We start from the raw sequence: 17,695 nt of genomic DNA on the forward strand, positions 1-17,695 counted from the left end.
GGCGGCAAGGTGTGCCACCTTGAAAGCAGATAGCAGATGTGTTTTGCCCCTCGTTCCTCGGGTCAAATCACATCCGCCTTCAAAGTAAAAATTCACGCAAAAAGGTTTTTTAAAACCTGTTTGTTAAACCCGTCTTTATCTTTATAAAATCAGGCAAACGTTTAGCCCCCGGCAGGGCCGCCGGAGGCATAGGCTGAATAGTTACTCGCGGTTTTGTCCTGTTCTGCAGTGACTTACCTTGAAAATGATTCTCTGTTTCTCCTCCGGGATGCTATAGTTCAGAAGATATCTTTTGGCGCGGGCATTGGCATGTTGCCATTGCCCGCTCCTCCTTCCGTGTACCATCCATCAAAAAAAGTCGGTTAAGTTGTCGTGACCGTTTTACTCAACGGAGTATCCAATGGGGACGGGGTCGGATCATGCGCATCGTTATGTTTTTACAGGCGTTGGTGGTGGGTTTGGTGCTTGTTTTGTCCACAGGGTTGGCCTTTGCAGAGCAAGAGGCATCGCCTTTGGGGGAGACCCCCGACTCCCTGGGTACCATCAGCATTCCCTACGGTTTTTACAACGACAGCTTCGGTGTTGCCGTGGGGTATGTGCACAGCGTCACCGGTTACCCCCAAAAGCAGGCCGGGCTCCTGGGCACCGCCATGGTGGGGTCCCAGGGTTCGGCCATGGCCATTTTGTACGGGCAGGACATCCTGCTTCCCAACACGGAGCGGTTCCTGTTCGATCCCATTGCCTCGGTGGGGTACTTTTCCGACAATGAGAGCTATATTGACGGGAACCCCGGTTTTACCGATGAGCGGGCGGGGAGCAACGGGTCCGACAAAGACAACTTCGTCACCGGCGACGGCTGGGATAATTACTTTCGGCTGCGGTTCCAGTACCTTTTGCCCATCGCCGGGGGCAAGGTGGTCTCCTTTGACACCGTAGCCCTGAAGGAAGGGCTTCCGGTCTCGAAACCCAGGGAGGATCCGAAATGGAACCCGCTGTCAAGCGGCAAGATCTACCTGGAGCTGACCCCATTTTACCGTTCCCAGCAGGTGGACGGGGACGACATCGAATCCAAGCTGAAGACCAACGGCCTGGATGTGGGAATGTTCTGGGACAACCGCGATTTCCATCAAAACCCCTCCAGCGGGAATGCCCTGAATATCGAGCTGTCCCGTGATTTCGGGTGGCTGAACAGCACCGAGTCCTGGACCACGGTCTCCGCCGAATACGACCATTACATCCCCTTGTCCCTTTCCCCTGCATTTCGCCAGTCGGTTCTGGCTTTTGATGCCTGGACCGCCTACTCCCCGTCCTGGAACGAGACCGAAGACGGAGAGATCGAGAATCGTCCTCCGGCCTTTTCAGGGGCCACCCTGGGCGGTGAATGGCGGATGCGGGGCTATCCGTCGAATCGTTTCAGCGACAAGACAGCCGTTTACTACGCGGCCGAGCTTCGGATGATCCCGTACTGGAATCCCTTTGAGGGCTGGCCCTGGCTCCAGCATTACGTGGGGGTGGCCTGGGTGCAGTTCGTCCCCTTTGTGGAGGTGGGCAGGGTGGGGCCTTCCTGGGACCTGTCCGAGCTTCACTCGGACATGAAGGTTGATGTGGGTTTAGGCTTCAGGGTGTGGGCCAAGGGGATCGTGGCCCGTGTGGATGTGGCGGTTTCCGAAGAGTCGATGGGGGTGCAGATGATGGTCAGTCAGCCCTTTCAATTTTGATCCGGGCCTTTGCACCGGGCCCCCATGGTGCCATGGGGGCGGCATCATGGGCACGTCAGGGCTTGGGGCAGTTATGGGGCGTGGTTTTTTCGGTCTCTTTCAGTGCCTCAAGATCCACGGTGGGAAAGGGCATGATATGAACCTGGGGCTTGGCCGTGTCGGACCGCGGCGGGGTCTCCTGGCTGATGACCTTGTTTTCGATTTTTCCGGTGTTCCGGTTGATGGTGTACCTTTCGGTGGTGCCGTCGGAATAGATCCGTTCCCTTTCGATGATCTTTCCCTTGAGGGTGTCCACCTGGGTGTACTCCCGGGGCTTTTCCACGGGCTCCGGGGGCCCGGCATACGCAGACGGGATCCAGGACAGGGCAGTGGTCTGTTCGGTGGGGAATGGAAACCACTGGGAGTAATCGCCGTATTCGGCAAAGATATCACCGCCCTCATAGATGGAGAGCTTCATGTTGACGGTTTTGTGGCGGGTCTTGATGGGCACCGGAATGGTGACGATGGGCGATTTGTTGAAGTTTTCCGAAAACAGGCGGCTGTTGATCTGTTCCGAGCGGGTCTTGGGAAAGTTGATGAGGGATTTGTAGATGTCCAGACCGGCGTTGACCAGGGAAGGGATCACGAGAAGCACTGCCGTCAGTCCGATGATCCAGTTTCGCATCTCGGTCCAGAGGGATGGGGAAGAAGAGGCATGATCGTTCATGGATCGCTCCTTTCATTTAACCCGGATATTTCACGAGTCGAGTGCACCCATATTCAAATCTCTGATAACGCAGAAGATGGGTGCACTCGACTCGCCCGAAGGGTGAGAAAATCAAACAGCAAACGCTGATTTACATTTTGCATTTTCAAAATAGCTGACGCTTTTGTTGTAGGTAATTAAAATCATGATATTTTTTCTTTTTTTTTGAGGGCTCATGAAATATCCGGGCTAAGATCGGGCACTGAACTCCTTCAAGATTTGATCCAACGCGTCGGGGTCGCTCTGGCTGAGTCGTTCCAGAAGCCTGCGGGCGGCCGTCCGGGTGGCCACTCTCATCTCTTTTTTTATCTTTTCCGTATCCTCTTGAACTCCCTTGAGATCCTTGAATGCGTCCTTGCTCTGTGTTTTTTTTCCTACCTCCTCCACCAGGGAGATGAGGACCTCGGTGATGAGGCCGAGCTGCCTGCCGTAGGACGCTTTGCTGACGATGGCCTTTTCCATCCGGCCGTCTCCTGCTTCCGCGGGGATGGCGCCGAAAAAAACATCGGGGTCGATGCTCTGGACGACATCTCCGCTCCAGGGAAAGTTGATTTGAGAGCACGGGATCATGGTGGGGTCTCCTTCTCTGTTGATGGTTAGGGGGTTCCCGGCTTCTTTGGGGCGGCGCTCCCTCTGGGGAGGCCGTTTCGGTAGCAGGCCGAGGGCAGTTGGTTCATGACGGCACCGATGCATCGGTTGCAGGAGATGCATGACGATGCTTCGGTTTTTCCTTCCTTGAGTCGGTTGACAAAGGCAGGCTGCCGGATAAGGGGCCGGGCAAGGGCGATGAAGTCGGCGTGGCCTTCCGCAAGGACGCTTTCCATGTGCGTCTTGTTGCGCATGCCTCCCACGATGACCAGGGCCATGTCTCCGGCGCACTCCTTCACTGCTTTAAGGTCTTCCAGGCTCCAGCCCTCGATGAGGTCGCGGGTTCCTTCCAGTTGTTTCATCAAAAGCCATCCCACCGGTTTTTTCCATGCGGGCAGGGCCCGGACGATCTCCTTGACCGGGACGCCCCCGCGCCAGCAGCTCATGTGATCGTAGAATTTCACACCGGTTGTAAGCTCCAGGCCGCTGACACCTGAGTCCCTGAGCCATGCCGTGTAGGTGCGGGCCAGCTCCAGGGTGATGCCCTGCTGCGGGGTCAGGTCCCTGGAGTTCATCTTCACGAGGATGGGGACTTCTTTGGAGACCTTCTCTTTGATGCCGGTGATGATCTCCTGCATGATGCGAAACCGGTTTTCAGCAGAACCGCCCCAGCGGTCTTTCCTTACGTTGAAAAAGGGGCTGAGGAACTGGTTAAGGAGGTCGCCGCCTCCGGCGTGGAGGTAGACCAGGTCAGAGCCGGCCTCCACGGCGCGGCCCGCAGCAGCCACAAAGGCGTCCACGGTCTCTTGCACCATGGCATCGCTCATTTCGTCGGGCTTGATGAAGTAGGAGGGGTCCCGCCTGATGCGGGAGGGGGCCAGGGGGTTCCGTCCGATGAGGTGCTTTTCGGTCTGGCGTCCGGCATGGGAGATCTCAAAGGCGATTTTTGCCCCGTGGTCGTGGGCGGTGTCGGCCAGTCTTTTAAGGCCCGGCACCATGGCGTCGCAGTGGATGCCCGCCTGGCGTTTCTGTGCCCGCCCCAGGGGGGAGGCAAACATGTACCCGGTGCAGATCAGGCCCACTCCGCCTTTGGCCAGGCGTTCATGACAGGCAAGCATGTCGTCGCCGATGGAGCCGTCGGCCTCGGCCAGTCCTTCGTAAACCGGTGCTCTGACAAACCTGTTTTTGATTTCAAGGGAGCCGATTTTTCCTGGCGTGAAAAGCAGTGACATGGGTGATCCTTTCGGGTGGTGTGCAGGCCTGCTCCGGGGGCGGAGTCGCATCACTTCATACTCGGAACCGGAGGCACCGGATCGGATGAACTGCGGGACCGGCCGGGAAACGCGGACGGGCCGATAAATTATTAAGTAAAAAACGACATGCGGGGTTGCTTGCAACGGGTAAGAAGGAAATCAACAAGTCATCAACGGACGACCTTTAAGGATGACTAATCATGAATGATTTCAAATACGGCTGTCAAGTGGCAATGAGGCCGCCGGAGAATTCGCCGCCGGGCGGCGGGGCCTGAAGGCCTCTGAATTCATGCGCTGCACGGTCTGGCCGTGGTTTCGCTCGTGAGACATTGGTGGTAAGTGTCATGGAGATATCGGCCCACGATACGGCGTCGGCAATGTGAACGTGAATATCAGTCGGAGGTTTTCTTGAAAGGGACGGCGGCAATCAGCAGGGGCGGTGCGAAGGTGACAGAAGGGACGGCCATCGTCATCGGGTCTCGGCTGTTCCTGGCATTTTTGTGTGTGATCTGTTTTATGGTCTGCCTGGGGTTGGTGGGGGTCTACAACGTCAAAAACGTGATGCGGACCGTGGAACACGCAGACGACAGGATCCTGGAGCTCAAGATGATCCAGGGCCGGTTGAATCATGCGCGTATCTATATTTATGATCTGGTGAGCCCCGGGGACCGTGAACAGATTGATCGCATCAAGGCCCAGTTCAACGCGGACATGGATTCCATCTCCGAAACCATCGACTCCTACGGGTTGCCCAGGGACACCTTTGACTCGGCCCGGGCCACCTACAACCGGATCATCCGTCTCACCTACGGCGAGGCGGGCATGCACGCCGACAAGGTCCTTCGGACCCTTTCCAAGATCGAGCATGAGCGCCTCTCCCTTCTCTTTGATGAAAAGGTCTCGGCCGTCATCGCCAGGCTTCAGTCCCGCATCAGCTCGGCCTACCATCGCGCCATTGTCCTGACAGTGGTGCTCTGCTCCATGGCCCTTGTCACCCTGACGGCGTGGGTGTTTTTTCTGGGAAAACTCCTGGCCGAGAGGAAACGTGCCGAGGAGATGCAGCACCGATACCTGGAGCGTCTGGACCTTCTCCACCGCATGGACCAGTCCATTCTGGGGGTACGGTCCCCGGATGCCGTGGCCCAGGCCGCCATGCATCATATCCTTCATATGGTGCCGTGTGACCGCGCCACCATCGTGACCTTTGACGAAGAGATGGGGACCGGGACCCTCCAGGCCATGTATTCGCGGCAGGAGACGGAGATCGACGTCGGGCTCTGCATGCCCCTCTCCTCTTTTTACGTCTCTTCGGCCATGACCCGCGGGGAGCCCCTGGTGATGGAGGACATGGCGACTTCAGAGCAGGACTCCCATGGGGCGCGAAAACTTGCGCTGCGGGGGATCCGGTCGTGCGCCGGGGTGCCCATGGTGATCGAGGGGCGCATGATCGGGGCCATCTATGTGGGGAAGGAACGGCCCGGGGGATTTTTGTCGGAGCATCTGGACATCGTGACGGAAGCGGCAAACTCCCTTGCCACGGTGATCTACCACGCCCAGCTCCATGCCGAGATCCTCACAAACGCCGGGGAGCTGGAGATGCGTGTGGAGACGCGGACCCGCGAGCTTGCCGCCGCCAATCGGGCTCTGATGGCGGCCAATCGGGAGCTGGAGGCCTTTTCTTACTCGGTGTCCCACGACCTGCGGGCTCCCTTGCGTCGCATCGACGGGTTCTGCCAGGCCCTGGAGGAGGATCATGGGGCTCGCCTGGACGCCGAGGGAACGGCCTACCTGGGCCGGGTGCGCAAGGCGGCCCGTCACATGGCGGGCCTTATTGACGATATCCTCCACCTGGCCAGGGTGACCCGGTGCGAGATGGTCACCGAACCCCTGAATCTTTCCAGCCTGGCGGTGTCCACACACAAGGAGCTGGAGCGGCAGCAGCCTGGCCGGGTTGTGGCGCTCACCGTTGCCCCGGGGGTGTCGGGCCAGGGGGACCCACGCCTCATCCATATTCTCTTTGCCAACCTCATGGGAAATGCCTGGAAGTTCACGGCTCGGAAGGAGAACGCGGCCATTGAATTCGGGGTGTCGGGGGCCCGGACCCATGGAAAGCCTGTCTATTTTTTTAAGGACAACGGGGTGGGGTTCGATATGAAAGGGCAGGACAAGCTGTTCCGGCCGTTTCAACGACTCCACTCCGGTGATGAGTTCCAGGGCTCGGGGGTGGGGCTGGCCACGGCCCAGCGGATCGTGCATCGCCACGGGGGAACCATCTGGGCGGAGAGCGCTCCCGGCAACGGCGCCGCTTTTTATTTTACCCTTTAAGGACACACCCGGATGAAGAACCCATTGAACGTGCTCATCGTCGAAGATTCCGAAGACGATGCCTTTCTCATTATACGAAGGCTCCGAAAAGACGGGCTTCGTCCCCATTGCGAGCGGGTGGACGGCGAGGCGGAGATGCGCGGGGCCCTTGCCTCCCGCCGCTGGGACGTCATTATCTCCGATTACGACCTGCCCGGGTTCGGGGGCATTGAGGCGCTGGAACTCTGGAAGGCCTCGGGCATGGACATCCCTTTTATCATGGTCTCCGGGGTGCTCGGGGAAGACGTGGCCGTGGAGGTGATGAAGCAGGGGGCCCACGACTACCTGATCAAGGATCGCCTGGATCGCCTCGTCCCTGCCATTGAGCGGGAGCTGCGCGATGCGGCCGATCGCAGGAAACGGGTGGTGGTGGAGCGGGCCCTGGACCGGAGCGAGGTGCAGTACCGGCTTCTCACCGAGCAGATTGCCGACGGCATCTCCCTGACCCAGAACGGGCGGTACCTCTTTGTCAACAGCGCTTTTGCCGAGATCTTCGGGTACCCGGACACCGAGTGCCTGGTGGGGCGCAACGCCTTCCACCACCTTGTGGAGGGAAAGCGTGAGGTCGTGCTGGACTGGGTCCGGCAGCTGGAGGAGGGCGAAGGCGGGCCGGATTCCTTCCAGGGGCAATGCATCGGGGGGGACGGCAGGGCGTTCTGGGTGGGAGCGAATCTTCGGGCCATTACCTGGCAGGGGAGTAACGCGGTGCTGCTCACGGTCCGGGACATCACCGAGGTCAAGGAGAAAGAGCGGCGCCTGGAGGAGGAATCGGCCCTGCTCAGGACGGAAAACCGGCTCCTGCGCTCTTCCATGAAGGACCGCTACCGGTTCGGGGGGATGATCGGCAAATCCGTGCCCATGCAGCACGTCTACGAACTGGTGGCCAAGGCCGCCGCAACCGAGGCGGGGGTGGTGGTCTACGGCGAGTCCGGCACGGGCAAGGAGCTTGCGGCCAGGGCCATCCACGACATGAGTGATCGCAGGGGGAACCACTTTGTCCCGGTGAATTGCGGGGCCATCCCCGAGGAGCTTCTGGAAAGCGAGTTTTTCGGGTATGCCAAAGGGGCCTTCAGCGGGGCCCACAGCAACAAGCCGGGGTATCTGGACCACGCGGACGGCGGTACCCTGTTTCTGGACGAGATCGGAGAGATCAGCCTGAACATCCAGGTGAAGCTGCTCCGCGCCATCGAAGGCGGCGGGTACTCTCCCCTGGGGAGCGTGGCCGTGAAAAAGCCCGATATCCGAATCATCGCGGCCACCAACCGGGATCTGGAGGCGCTGGTACGCGCAGGTTCCATGCGGGAGGACTTTTATTACAGGATCCATATCATCCCCATCTATCTGCCCCCGTTAAAGGAGCGAAGGGAAGACATCCCCCTGCTGGTGGAGTACTTCACCAACGCCCAGGGCGGGGCGCGTGACGCCGCCGTGATGGACGGCCGATCCATGCATGCCCTGCTGGAGTACGGATGGCCCGGGAACATCCGCGAGCTTCAGAACGTGGTCCGGCGATACCTTACCCTGGGGACCCTTGAGCTTGAAGGGGTGAGCCCCACGGAGGTTCCGGAGCCTGAGGAGGCCGATGTCCGGGACCTGCAGGCGGCCATGAAGTGCCATGAAAAGAAACTGCTGCTCATGGCCCTGGAGAAGAACCGATGGCACAGGGGCAACACCGCCCGGTACCTGAACCTTCCCGCACGAACCTTCTATAAAAAAATGAAGGACCATCAGCTGAATTCTGCATGAATTGTGCAGAAAATGGCAGTGCGGGATAAGGGCTGTTATTCCAGCTGGATAATGACGGGCTCTCTTCTGTTGTGCCACTTGTTGCACTTTCAGGATGGCCCTTGCCCTGCAGGGATTCTCCTTGATTTCCCTTGAAAATGAACCGGTTTTGTCTTCTTTGGCGAGTCTGGCACCCCTTGTGCAATGACTCTTTTGCATCGGCGGGGCGGTGAGCCGGATGACTCCACCGGGGGAAGCCTTTGAAACGTCATCCATACGTTTTCCAGGGGGACTCCTTCTTCTTGTTTCCTTCCTGTTTTGCAGCGGAACACAACCACCTACACCATACATCTTGAGCTCATCGCCCCGGCGATTGTTTTTTTGACTGACTTTTTTATCCGGGGACTGACGTTTGAAAGTGACCATCAAAGGCAAGATCATCGCGGCCTGCGTGATGATGCTTGCCGTATCCATTGTTTCAATCTGCGTGATCACGGGGGCGAGGCTCACAAAGAGCTCCCTTGCCCTGTTTATCCAGGAATCCAGTGACGAGCTCAGGCAGGTGGACGAGACCATTGCCCTGCTGGTAGACGCTGTGGCGTCGGATACAGCCATGCTGGCCAGGGACCCTCGTCTTCTCAAAGACGACAACAGCCTTACCTCCTACCGTGGAACCACCGGGCCCACCCCCATGACGCCCCTTGCAAACGGGGGGCTCGAAGCCGATGTGTTCCGGTATTTCCAGATCATGCTGGATACCCACCCCGCCTATGGCTCCTTTAGCTTCGGGACGCGCTACGGCGGGTATGTGCAGTGCCCTGTCAGTGAGAGGAAGCCCGGGTACGATCCCACCACCCGCGGCTGGTATCGGAGCGCCCTTGCCGATCCGGGCCAGGTTGCCGTGACCGACCTTTACCGCGCCTCCGACGGCGAGGCCTACCTCAGTCTGCTCAAGGCCGTCACAGGGCCCGGGGGAAAGGCTCTGGGGGTGGTGGCCGCTGATGTAAAGCTTTCCGGGCTTACGGCAATGATCGAGGGCATCTCCTTCGGAAAGAGCGGCTACGTGGTGCTCGCGGACAAAACCGGCACCATCCTTGCCAACCCCAGGCATCCTGAGATGAATTTTACGCGCCTGGCGGGAAGCGGGGTGGAGCTGTACGAACACATTGCAAACACCGCCTCGGGGCACCTGAGGGCCGACGGCCAGGGCGGGGATTACGATATCAATGTGTACACCTCCCCGAGGACCGGATGGAAGCTCATCGGCGTCATTGAGCATGGGGAGATTCTCGCCCATGCCCGGGGCATGTTGCGGACTCTTGCCCTTGTGGGATTGATTTTTTTCGTGGTGTCCGTCTTTTTTGCGTTTTTTCTGGCCGAGTCCATGGTGCGGCCCGTCAAGAGGGTCTCCCAGGGCCTCAGGGAGATGGCCGAAGGCGAAGGGGACCTGTCCATGCGCCTGGAGGTTCGGGGAAAAGACGAGATCGCCGAGCTTTCGGGGTGGTTCAACATGTTCATGGACAAGATTCATGCCGTTGTAACGGATGCGTCCTCCAACGCCCATGCCGTGGGCAGCGCCTCCGGGGCCCTGCTAAATATCTCTGAGAAGATGGCCTCAGGCGCCGAGGAGACGGCCAAAAAGGCCCATCGCATCACCACGGCCTCGGTGGGCACCATGGAGAGCATGGACACCATTGCAGGGGCCATGGAGGAGACCTCTGCCAGCATGGCCATGATCGCCGCGGCCACGGAGCAGATGACCGCAACCATCAATGAAATCGCCCATTACTCAGCCAAATTACGTGAGATTTCCGAAAAGGCGGTGGCCAACGCCGGGAGCGCGTCGGGCAAAATGGGCCGCCTCGGGGAGGCTGCCGGAGAGATCGGCAACGTCACCGAAGCCATCACCGAGATCTCGGAACAGACCAATCTGCTGGCCCTTAACGCCACCATCGAGGCGGCCCGGGCCGGGGAGGCGGGAAAGGGATTTGCGGTGGTGGCAGGGGAGATCAAGGATCTTTCCAGGCAGACCGAGGAGGCCACAGGGGAGATCCGCGGCAAGATCACGGGGATTCAGGACGGGACCCGTGAGGCCCTCTCCGAGATCGGAGATATCTCCACCACCATCCACGAGGTGAACGACATCACCCTGACCATTGCCAAGGCCATTGAGGAGCAGTCGGCGGCGACCCGGGATATTTCGGGCAACGTCACCGAAGCCACGGAGCGGTTCAGGCAGGTCAACGACAGCATGGCGCAGGTCCTGGCCGTCGTCCGTGAGATCACCGCCGATATAGGGCAGGTGGACGGGTCTGTGGATGAAATGAGGCAAAACAGCAGCGAGGTCAACGCCAGCGCCGACGGCCTGGCCCATCTCTCCGAAACCCTCTCGGCGGTGGTGGAGCGCTTCAGGCTCTGAGCCCGGCTCACCTGAAGGGAGAGAAAATCAAGCAGCAAACCCTGATTTACATTTTGCATTTTTAAAAGAGCTGTTTGTCAAACTTTTTAAAAGTTTGGCCCCCGGCAGGGACTACGGAGCCTTGATTGTGAAGAATAGTTACCGCTTTTTAACATTTATGTTTGACGATAATTTTAGTAAAAGATCACGATATCCGGGGGGGGCGCTGTTTCTGTTTTAAGTACTTCAGGCCGGGTTGAGGAGGCGTTTCTGATGAGGAAAAAAGATGGTGTGTCCGGGCGTGCCCCGGCTGCACCCTGATGGGTGTGAGGTGACGGTGCAGGTTCTCGTTGTTGATTGCGGCTGTTCAAGGGACAATGATCTGATGAACGCGTTGGAGTGCTTCGGCGGCTCGGCCGATTGCGTGACAACGGTGGAAGAGGGGCTCAAAGCGGCGGCGGCGTCCGAGGTTGAGCTGGTGCTCTTTGATGAGGTGGCGCCGGACGGCCACAGCGTGGACCCCGTGGCGGCCTTTCTGGATCTTCCGTCGGAGCCCGAGGTGATCGTCATCACGGAAAATGCCGACATGAAAAGCGCTGAAGCCGCCCTTAAAAACGGTGCCTGGGACTACATGCAAAAGCCCTTTTCCAGCGATGAGCTCCTGCTGGTCATGGCCCGTGCTTCGGAGTACAGGCGGCGCAAGCTGCAGGCAAGCAAGGAGGTGCGGTTCAACAGGGAGGGCATCGTGGGAAGCTCCCGCCCCATCAGAAAGGCCCTGGAGCTTGCGGCCCAGGCCGCGGAGTGCGACGCCAATGTCCTGGTGACCGGGGAGTCCGGCACGGGCAAAGAGCTCTTTGTCCGGGCGATTCATGAAAACAGCTCCCGGCGTGAGAAGCCCCTTGTGGTGGTGGATTGTGCCACCATTGCCAAGCCCCTGGCCGAGAGCATGCTCTTCGGGCATGACAGGGGGGCCTTTACCGGGGCGGACGCCAGCCGCAAAGGGCTCATCCGCCATGCCGACGGGGGCACCCTCTTTCTGGACGAGGTGGGGGAGATGTCCCTGTCCGTGCAGAAAAAGTTTCTTCGGTTCCTCCAGGAGCATGAGTTTCGCCCGGTGGGGTCGGACACGGTCATCACCTCGTCGTTTAAGCTCATCTCCGCCACGAACCGGGACCTGGATCGCATGGTCAAGGAGGGCTCCTTCCGTGCGGACCTGATGTACCGCCTCAAGGGTGTCGACATCGAGGTGCCTCCGCTGAGGGATCGCCGGGACGATATCAAGGCCATAGCCGCCCGTTGCGCGGACCGGTTCTGCCAGGAGAGATCCCTGCCGGAGAAACGGTTTTCTCCCTGTTTTGTGGATACCCTGGTGAGTTACGACTGGCCTGGCAATGTCCGTGAACTGCTGGTTGTCATGGACAAGGTCCTGGCCAGTGCCTGGAACTACGACCTGCTCTACGATTTTCACCTGCCTCCCTTTGTTCGCCTGTCCCGGGTGGGCCACGCCATGCGAGACCGCGGCAGCAGGGGGGAGGTCCGGGATCTGCCCAGCTTTCGGCAGCACCAGGCCGACAGCACCAGGGCGTACCTGCAGCGGCTGGTTCGGGCGGCAGAGGGGGACAAGGACCGGGCCTGTGGGATATCCGGGCTTTCCAAGTCCTATTTGTATAAACTGCTTAAGCAGCATGGGGTGGACATGGGTGACGAGAGCCGGTGATTCGCCCAATGCGTTGAAAATGTTGTCTTTGTTCCTGTAGGAGGGGTCTATTCTCTTATTTGAGAATGGTTCTCTCATAAAGGAATTTTTGTTTCTGCGTGCCTGAACGCCGTTCAGGGTGTGTTTCCTCCATGACTTAGCCTTTCCTTGCCTTCCCCGCCGGTCGCCTTTCATTCTCCGATAAAACAATTCAGACAGGGAAAAACGGTCCGGCTGCTCCGGTCTCGAGTGCGTATTGCATTGTCCAATAGGGGGTTATGGTCTTTTTGCGTGATGTGGCCCTGGTTTTGCTAAAGAAAAGGGCGCAGACATGGCGAGAAGGAACTGATGAGGCCTGCCGGTGGCTTGAAGGGGGTACCGGCGGCTTTGAGTACAGGGTGAGACAGGAAGGCGGTCCATGGCTTCCTGACAGAAAACGGGAAAGGGGTTGGTTTACGGTGGCACCCGAGTATCCATGGTGGAATTGATAACGGCTGGGTTTGGAGATGTATGTGAAAGATAGTGATAAGACTGTTCTGGCTGTTGATGATGGGCAAACCGTGCAACAAGAGATTTTTCCGGGCGTCATTCGCCATGTGTCATCCGTAACAGAGGGGCTTGAAGCCGCCAGTACGGGTTCCGAGGCCGATTTTATGGGGCTCGGCCAAGGGCTTCAGTCCGGTTACGAGTATGTGACGGTGCTGATGCGGGATGCGGTGGGAGTGGCCGAGCTGATCGGTGACGACAGCGGAGATCACTCCCTCAGGTCCGTCGGGGCCTCGGTGAATCAGTCCCTGGCCCTTCTCAAGCGGTGCCGGGACAATGCCGTGTCCAAGTCCAATCCGGTCAAAGAGGTCCTGGGCTCCTTTGAACAGCTGGACGCGAGGCGGGGCGAAATTGACGGGGTGGCGCGGTACTTACGGGCCGTTGCATTAAACATTTTCATCGAGACCTCCCGGTCCGATATCTCCGATGAGAATTTTTCGGTGATCGCCGGGGAGATCAAAACGCTCTCCGAAGAGATGATCCGTGTCTCAAAGAGCATCCACGAACTGACCGTGGCCTCAAAAAACCGCTTCGAGGCCATGTTTACCGAAATATCGGGCGGGATCGTCGAGATCACCGGCCTGGCCGATCTGGCCGAACACTCCGCAGGAAACTCCATTGAACAAATCGAAGAGCTCATGGGCTACTCCTTCGGCCTGGTGGAAGATGCCGAGCGCATGTCGCGGGGGATTTTCCGGGAGGTGGAAAAGATTGTGGTGGGGGTTCAGCTCCACGACTCCATGCGCCAGCGCATCGAGCATATCGTGTCGGGCCTGAGCGAAGTGGACCGGCTCTGCAACCCGGAGACCGCCTGCCTGGACAGCGGGCAGGGTCGCGCCGACGATGTGGCCACCGCCCATGCCCTCATCGGTCTTCAACGTGCACAGATCGAGCAGCTCATCGCCGATGTGGATGCCGTGTACGGCCAGACCCGGGTGGCCATGGAGGGGATCGTCGGGGACATCACCCAGTTGACCCGGTACCTCACCAACATGGGTGACCCGGCCGCAGCCCGGGAGACCCGCAGGGACGCGTCGGAAGATCCCTTCGGCATGCTCTCTTCGGACCTTTCGAACATCCGGAGCCTGGAAAGGCGGGGCGCGGACCTTGAGAGCCGGTTGGGGGAGATCTACCAGAAGGCCTTTGAGGCGGTCTCCACCCTCTCTTCCTTCACCGACGACCTGCACAACATCAGCCGGGAATCCCACAACAAGGCACTCAACACCATCATCGCCGCCAACCACCTGGGCACGGAGGGGCGCTCCCTGTCGGTGCTGGCCAAGGAGATGAAATCCCTCTCAAACCAGGCCGAGGAGTCCATCGGTGCCGTGGAGACAGTAATCTCCTCGGTTGTGGACACCATCCAGGGCGTGGAGCTGGAGACGCTTTTCAACACAGGGGACGATGATTCTTCCTCGGAGGCGAGTGTCGTGTCCATGACCCTGAGTCTGTATGAGCAGATCAAGGAGCGCACCGCGGGCCTGCTTGAGGTCTCCACAAAGCTGATCACCACCTTTGCCAGGGCAAGGGAGGCCCTGACCTTCCTGCCCAGTCTCGTGGAGATGCTCACCCGCCAGAGGGACCAGCTGGATGAAGCCAACGGGCTGCTGGCCCCCTGGGTGGACGAGACGGCCACGGTCCGCATCCCGGAGCACTGCCTGGTGGACCGGTACACCATGGAGACCGAGCGCAGCGTTCACATGGCCTGCATGGCCGGGGACACAGGCGGTGCCGCATCCGCTCCGGACGGGGGCGGCACCTTCGGCTCCCAAGGGTCGGAACCGGGGGACGACGATGACTTCGGCGATAATATCGAGCTGTTCTGATTCATGGAAGGAGGGCAGATGCATCACGAGGTGAAGATGACGGGGACGGCTGCGGCCGTGACCCTTGAAGGCAGCGTAACCATCGCCCACGCGGCAGAGCTCAAAGAGCTCCTTGTGGGGGTGGTTTCCGAGGCAACCGAGGTGGTTGTCCATATGGAAAATATATCGCACCTGGACCTTTCGGGCATCCAGCTGTTTTGTGCGGCGTGCCGGTCGGCGGAAGACGGGGGGATCCGGTTGCTGCAGGAACGGACGGACAGCGAGGTGATTCGCGAAGCCCTTGTGGAGGCGGGTTTTTACCGCCGGGGGATCTGCGCCGAGCAACGGTGCGAGACATGTTTTTGGAAAGGAGACGTATCATAATGGCTCAGACGATTCTTACAGTAGACGATTCGGCAAGTGTTCGCCAGATGGTTGGCTTTACCTTGAAAAACGCAGGCTACGAGGTGGTGGAGGCCGCAGACGGCCGGGAGGGCGTGGCCAAGCTGTCGACGTCAAAGGTCGACATGATCATCACCGACCTCAACATGCCCGGCATGGACGGCATCGAGCTGATCCGCAAGGCCCGCGCCATGGCACCGTACAAGTTCATCCCCATCATCCTGCTGACCACCGAATCCCAGGACGAAAAAAAGAAAGAGGGGAAAAAGGCCGGGGCCACGGGCTGGATCATCAAGCCGTTTAAACCCGAGCAGCTTCTTGGCGTGGTGAAAAAAGTGCTGAGGTAACCAAGGGCTCATCAGGAGTTGCGTCATGGATGTACAAGAAGAAGCCTATAAAGCGGAAGCCTGTGAGCTGCTGACCGAACTCGAAGCCTCGTTGCTGGAGCTTGAGGAGTACCCCGAGGACATGGAGCTCATAGGGCGCGTGTTCCGGGCCATGCATACCATCAAGGGCTCGGGGGCGATGTTCGGCTTTGATGCCATCGCCGCCTTTACCCACAACGTGGAGACCGTTTTCGACCTGGTGCGGGAAGGCAAGGTCCGCGTTACCAAGGAACTCATCAACCTCACCCTGTCGGCAGGGGACCACATCCGGGATCTTCTGGAGTCGGAGGAAGAGGGCGATGCTCTCCGGGAAGAGGAGATCATCCGGGCTTTCAGGGAACTGATCCCGGAGCCGGAGAGCCCCGGGGAGGCCTGTCCGGCGGAGCTCTCCCAGGAAGACGAGGACGTGCCGGTTCCTGCCGGGGCCCTGACCTCCTATCGTATCCGGTTTCGCCCGGACCCCGGGATCTTTGCCGGGGGCACCAACCCCATTCACCTCATCGACGAACTGCGGGAACTCGGAGAGTGCAGTGTGGTGGCCCACACCGACAAGATCCCCCCCTTATCGGAGATGGACCCGGAGTCCTGCTACGTCTTCTGGGATATTGTCCTCACCACGGACCAGGCCGAAAATGCCATCCGGGACGTGTTCATCTTTGTGGAGGACGAGTGCGAACTCGTCATCGGGCGCATAGATGACGATGCCGCCGAAGAGAGGATCGGCGAGATCCTCCTCAAGCGGGGAGACCTCTCCGAAGAGGATCTGGACAAGGCCCTGAAACGGCAGAACCTGCTGGGGGAGATCCTGGTGGCGGAAAAGGTCACCAGCCAGGCGGCGGTGAGCTCCGCCCTCATGGAGCAGGATGCGGCAAGGAAGCAGATCTCCAGGCGAAAGGAGGAGGCCCTTGCCACCAGCATCCGGGTGTCGGCGGACAAGCTCGACGACCTTGTGGACCTGGTGGGAGAACTCGTCATCGCCCAGGCCCGCCTCAGTCAGAAGGCCATTGCCGCCAACGACGTGGACCTGGTCTCCATTGCCGAGGAGATCGAGATGCTCACCGGCAGCCTTCGGGACAACGCCATGGGCATGCGCATGCTGCAGATCGGAACCACGTTTTCCACGTTCCGGCGCCTGGTGCGGGACCTCTCGGCCGAGCTGGGAAAAAAGATCGAGCTCACCACCTCCGGGGAGGAGACCGAGCTGGACAAGACAGTCATCGGGCACCTCAAGGATCCCCTGGTGCATATCCTTCGCAACAGCATCGACCATGGTATCGAGTTGCCCGACGAGCGCCAGGGGGCCGGGAAAAAGCCCTTCGGCACCATTCACCTTGCGGCGGAGCACTCAGGCGGCAACGTGCTCATCCGCATTTCAGACGACGGACAGGGGCTCAACCCCGAGGCGATCCGGCAAAAAGCCCTTGAAAAGGGGCTGATCCTGCCGGATGCCGACCTGACGGACAAGGAGATCAACAACCTGATTTTTGCCCCGGGGTTTTCCACGGCCAGTCAGGTTTCGGACATCTCCGGCCGCGGGGTGGGCATGGACGTGGTGAAAAAAAGCATCGAGCAGTTGCGGGGTACCATCGATGTGGACAGCACCCCCGGCGTCGGCACCACCATCACCCTGAAACTCCCCCTGACCCTTGCCATCATCGAAGGGTTGCTCGTGACCCTGGGGGAGGGCTTTTTTATCTTTCCCCTCACCGCCGTGGAGGAGTGCGTGGAGCTGCCCCCGGATGAGGCGGCCCGGGAAACCCGCTTTTTAAGCATCCGCGGTGAGCTGGTGCCCTATATCCGGCTCCGGGAAGAGTATGCCGTGGACGCTGCCAAGCCCGATCTGGAACAGGTGGTGGTCATGGAGGCCAGCGGCCAGCGGGTCGGGGTGGTGGTGGATTCCGTGGTGGGCAGCCAGCAGGCTGTCATCAAAAAAATGGGAAGCGCGTTTAAAAACGCCCCGGACATCTCCGGGGCCACCATTTTGGGCAACGGCTCGGTGGCCTTGATCGTGGATGTCAACAAGTTGTTGGATTCAAAGCTGTGAATCGGATTTTCTTAAGAAAAGGAGT

12 protein-coding genes are annotated in these 17,695 nt (G+C 59.5%); 9 read left to right on the forward strand and 3 right to left on the reverse strand.

The features are described 5' to 3' along the window. The first annotated feature begins 470 nt into the window (after window positions 1–470). Entirely contained in the window at window positions 471–1,718 is a 1,248-nt protein-coding gene (locus MSL71_RS11340) for a BamA/TamA family outer membrane protein (RefSeq protein ID WP_180140316.1), read from the forward strand. 55 nt (window positions 1,719–1,773) lie between these two features. On the opposite strand, the gene MSL71_RS11345 is transcribed toward MSL71_RS11340, so the two are convergent. The 3 genes from MSL71_RS11345 to MSL71_RS11355 form a co-directional block, all read right to left on the reverse strand. Then, on the reverse strand, window positions 1,774–2,424 hold the full coding sequence (locus tag MSL71_RS11345; protein ID WP_180140317.1) for a hypothetical protein: 651 nt from the start codon (window positions 2,422–2,424) through the stop codon (window positions 1,774–1,776). A gap of 228 nt (window positions 2,425–2,652) precedes the next feature. Continuing rightward, window positions 2,653–3,033, reverse strand: a complete 381-nt coding sequence (locus MSL71_RS11350; RefSeq protein WP_180140318.1) for a hypothetical protein — start codon at window positions 3,031–3,033, stop codon at window positions 2,653–2,655. Window positions 3,034–3,059: 26 nt separating this feature from the next. After that, complete coding sequence (locus MSL71_RS11355; RefSeq protein ID WP_180140319.1) at window positions 3,060–4,283, reverse strand: NADH:flavin oxidoreductase; 1,224 nt, start codon at window positions 4,281–4,283, stop codon at window positions 3,060–3,062. 468 nt (window positions 4,284–4,751) lie between these two features. Here MSL71_RS11355 and MSL71_RS11360 point away from each other — a divergent pair, with 468 nt between their 5' ends. The 8 genes from MSL71_RS11360 to MSL71_RS11395 all read left to right on the forward strand — a co-directional run bounded on the left by MSL71_RS11360 (window position 4,752) and on the right by MSL71_RS11395 (window position 17,670). Further along, a complete protein-coding gene (locus MSL71_RS11360; protein ID WP_180140320.1) occupies window positions 4,752–6,629 on the forward strand; it encodes an ATP-binding protein in 1,878 nt (625 codons plus the stop codon). Between the two features lie 12 nt (window positions 6,630–6,641). Continuing rightward, complete coding sequence (locus tag MSL71_RS11365) at window positions 6,642–8,414, forward strand: sigma-54-dependent Fis family transcriptional regulator (RefSeq protein WP_180140321.1); 1,773 nt, start codon at window positions 6,642–6,644, stop codon at window positions 8,412–8,414. A gap of 397 nt (window positions 8,415–8,811) precedes the next feature. Next, window positions 8,812–10,812, forward strand: a complete 2,001-nt coding sequence (locus MSL71_RS11370; RefSeq protein WP_246317779.1) for a methyl-accepting chemotaxis protein — start codon at window positions 8,812–8,814, stop codon at window positions 10,810–10,812. Between the two features lie 364 nt (window positions 10,813–11,176). Further along, window positions 11,177–12,508: a sigma-54-dependent transcriptional regulator gene (locus tag MSL71_RS11375; protein WP_180140325.1), complete on the forward strand. Its 1,332-nt coding sequence runs from the start codon at window positions 11,177–11,179 to the stop codon at window positions 12,506–12,508. Between the two features lie 491 nt (window positions 12,509–12,999). Beyond that, window positions 13,000–14,859 carry a hypothetical protein gene (locus tag MSL71_RS11380; RefSeq protein ID WP_180140327.1) on the forward strand — a complete coding sequence of 620 codons (1,860 nt, stop codon included), beginning with the start codon at window positions 13,000–13,002 and terminating at the stop codon, window positions 14,857–14,859. An 18-nt stretch (window positions 14,860–14,877) separates the two neighbouring features. Then, window positions 14,878–15,222, forward strand: a complete 345-nt coding sequence (locus MSL71_RS11385) for an STAS domain-containing protein (RefSeq protein WP_180140329.1) — start codon at window positions 14,878–14,880, stop codon at window positions 15,220–15,222. After that, window positions 15,222–15,587, forward strand: a complete 366-nt coding sequence (locus MSL71_RS11390; RefSeq protein ID WP_180140331.1) for a response regulator — start codon at window positions 15,222–15,224, stop codon at window positions 15,585–15,587. The genes MSL71_RS11385 and MSL71_RS11390 overlap by 1 nt, the downstream gene beginning before the upstream one ends. 25 nt (window positions 15,588–15,612) lie before the next feature. Then, the gene (locus tag MSL71_RS11395; protein ID WP_180140333.1) at window positions 15,613–17,670 is read left to right on the forward strand and encodes a chemotaxis protein CheA; all 2,058 of its coding nucleotides are present in this window, start codon (window positions 15,613–15,615) and stop codon (window positions 17,668–17,670) included. The last annotated feature ends 25 nt before the right edge of the window (window positions 17,671–17,695 follow it).

The organism is Desulfoluna butyratoxydans (assembly GCF_900699765.1).
Classification (GTDB): Bacteria; Desulfobacterota; Desulfobacteria; order Desulfobacterales; family Desulfolunaceae; genus Desulfoluna; species Desulfoluna butyratoxydans.

Excerpts from the sequence above, each read along its gene's own strand:
- MSL71_RS11395 (WP_180140333.1), top strand. The coding sequence starts at position 15,613 with ATGGATGTACAAGAAGAAGCCTATAAAGCGGAAGCCTGTGAGCTGCTG.
- MSL71_RS11385 (WP_180140329.1), top strand. The coding sequence starts at position 14,878 with ATGCATCACGAGGTGAAGATGACGGGGACGGCTGCGGCCGTGACCCTT.
- MSL71_RS11375 (WP_180140325.1), top strand. The coding sequence starts at position 11,177 with ATGAACGCGTTGGAGTGCTTCGGCGGCTCGGCCGATTGCGTGACAACG.
- MSL71_RS11350 (WP_180140318.1), bottom strand. The coding sequence starts at position 3,033 with ATGATCCCGTGCTCTCAAATCAACTTTCCCTGGAGCGGAGATGTCGTC.
- MSL71_RS11355 (WP_180140319.1), bottom strand. The coding sequence starts at position 4,283 with ATGTCACTGCTTTTCACGCCAGGAAAAATCGGCTCCCTTGAAATCAAA.
- MSL71_RS11390 (WP_180140331.1), top strand. The coding sequence starts at position 15,222 with ATGGCTCAGACGATTCTTACAGTAGACGATTCGGCAAGTGTTCGCCAG.
- MSL71_RS11365 (WP_180140321.1), top strand. The coding sequence starts at position 6,642 with ATGAAGAACCCATTGAACGTGCTCATCGTCGAAGATTCCGAAGACGAT.
- MSL71_RS11345 (WP_180140317.1), bottom strand. The coding sequence starts at position 2,424 with ATGAACGATCATGCCTCTTCTTCCCCATCCCTCTGGACCGAGATGCGA.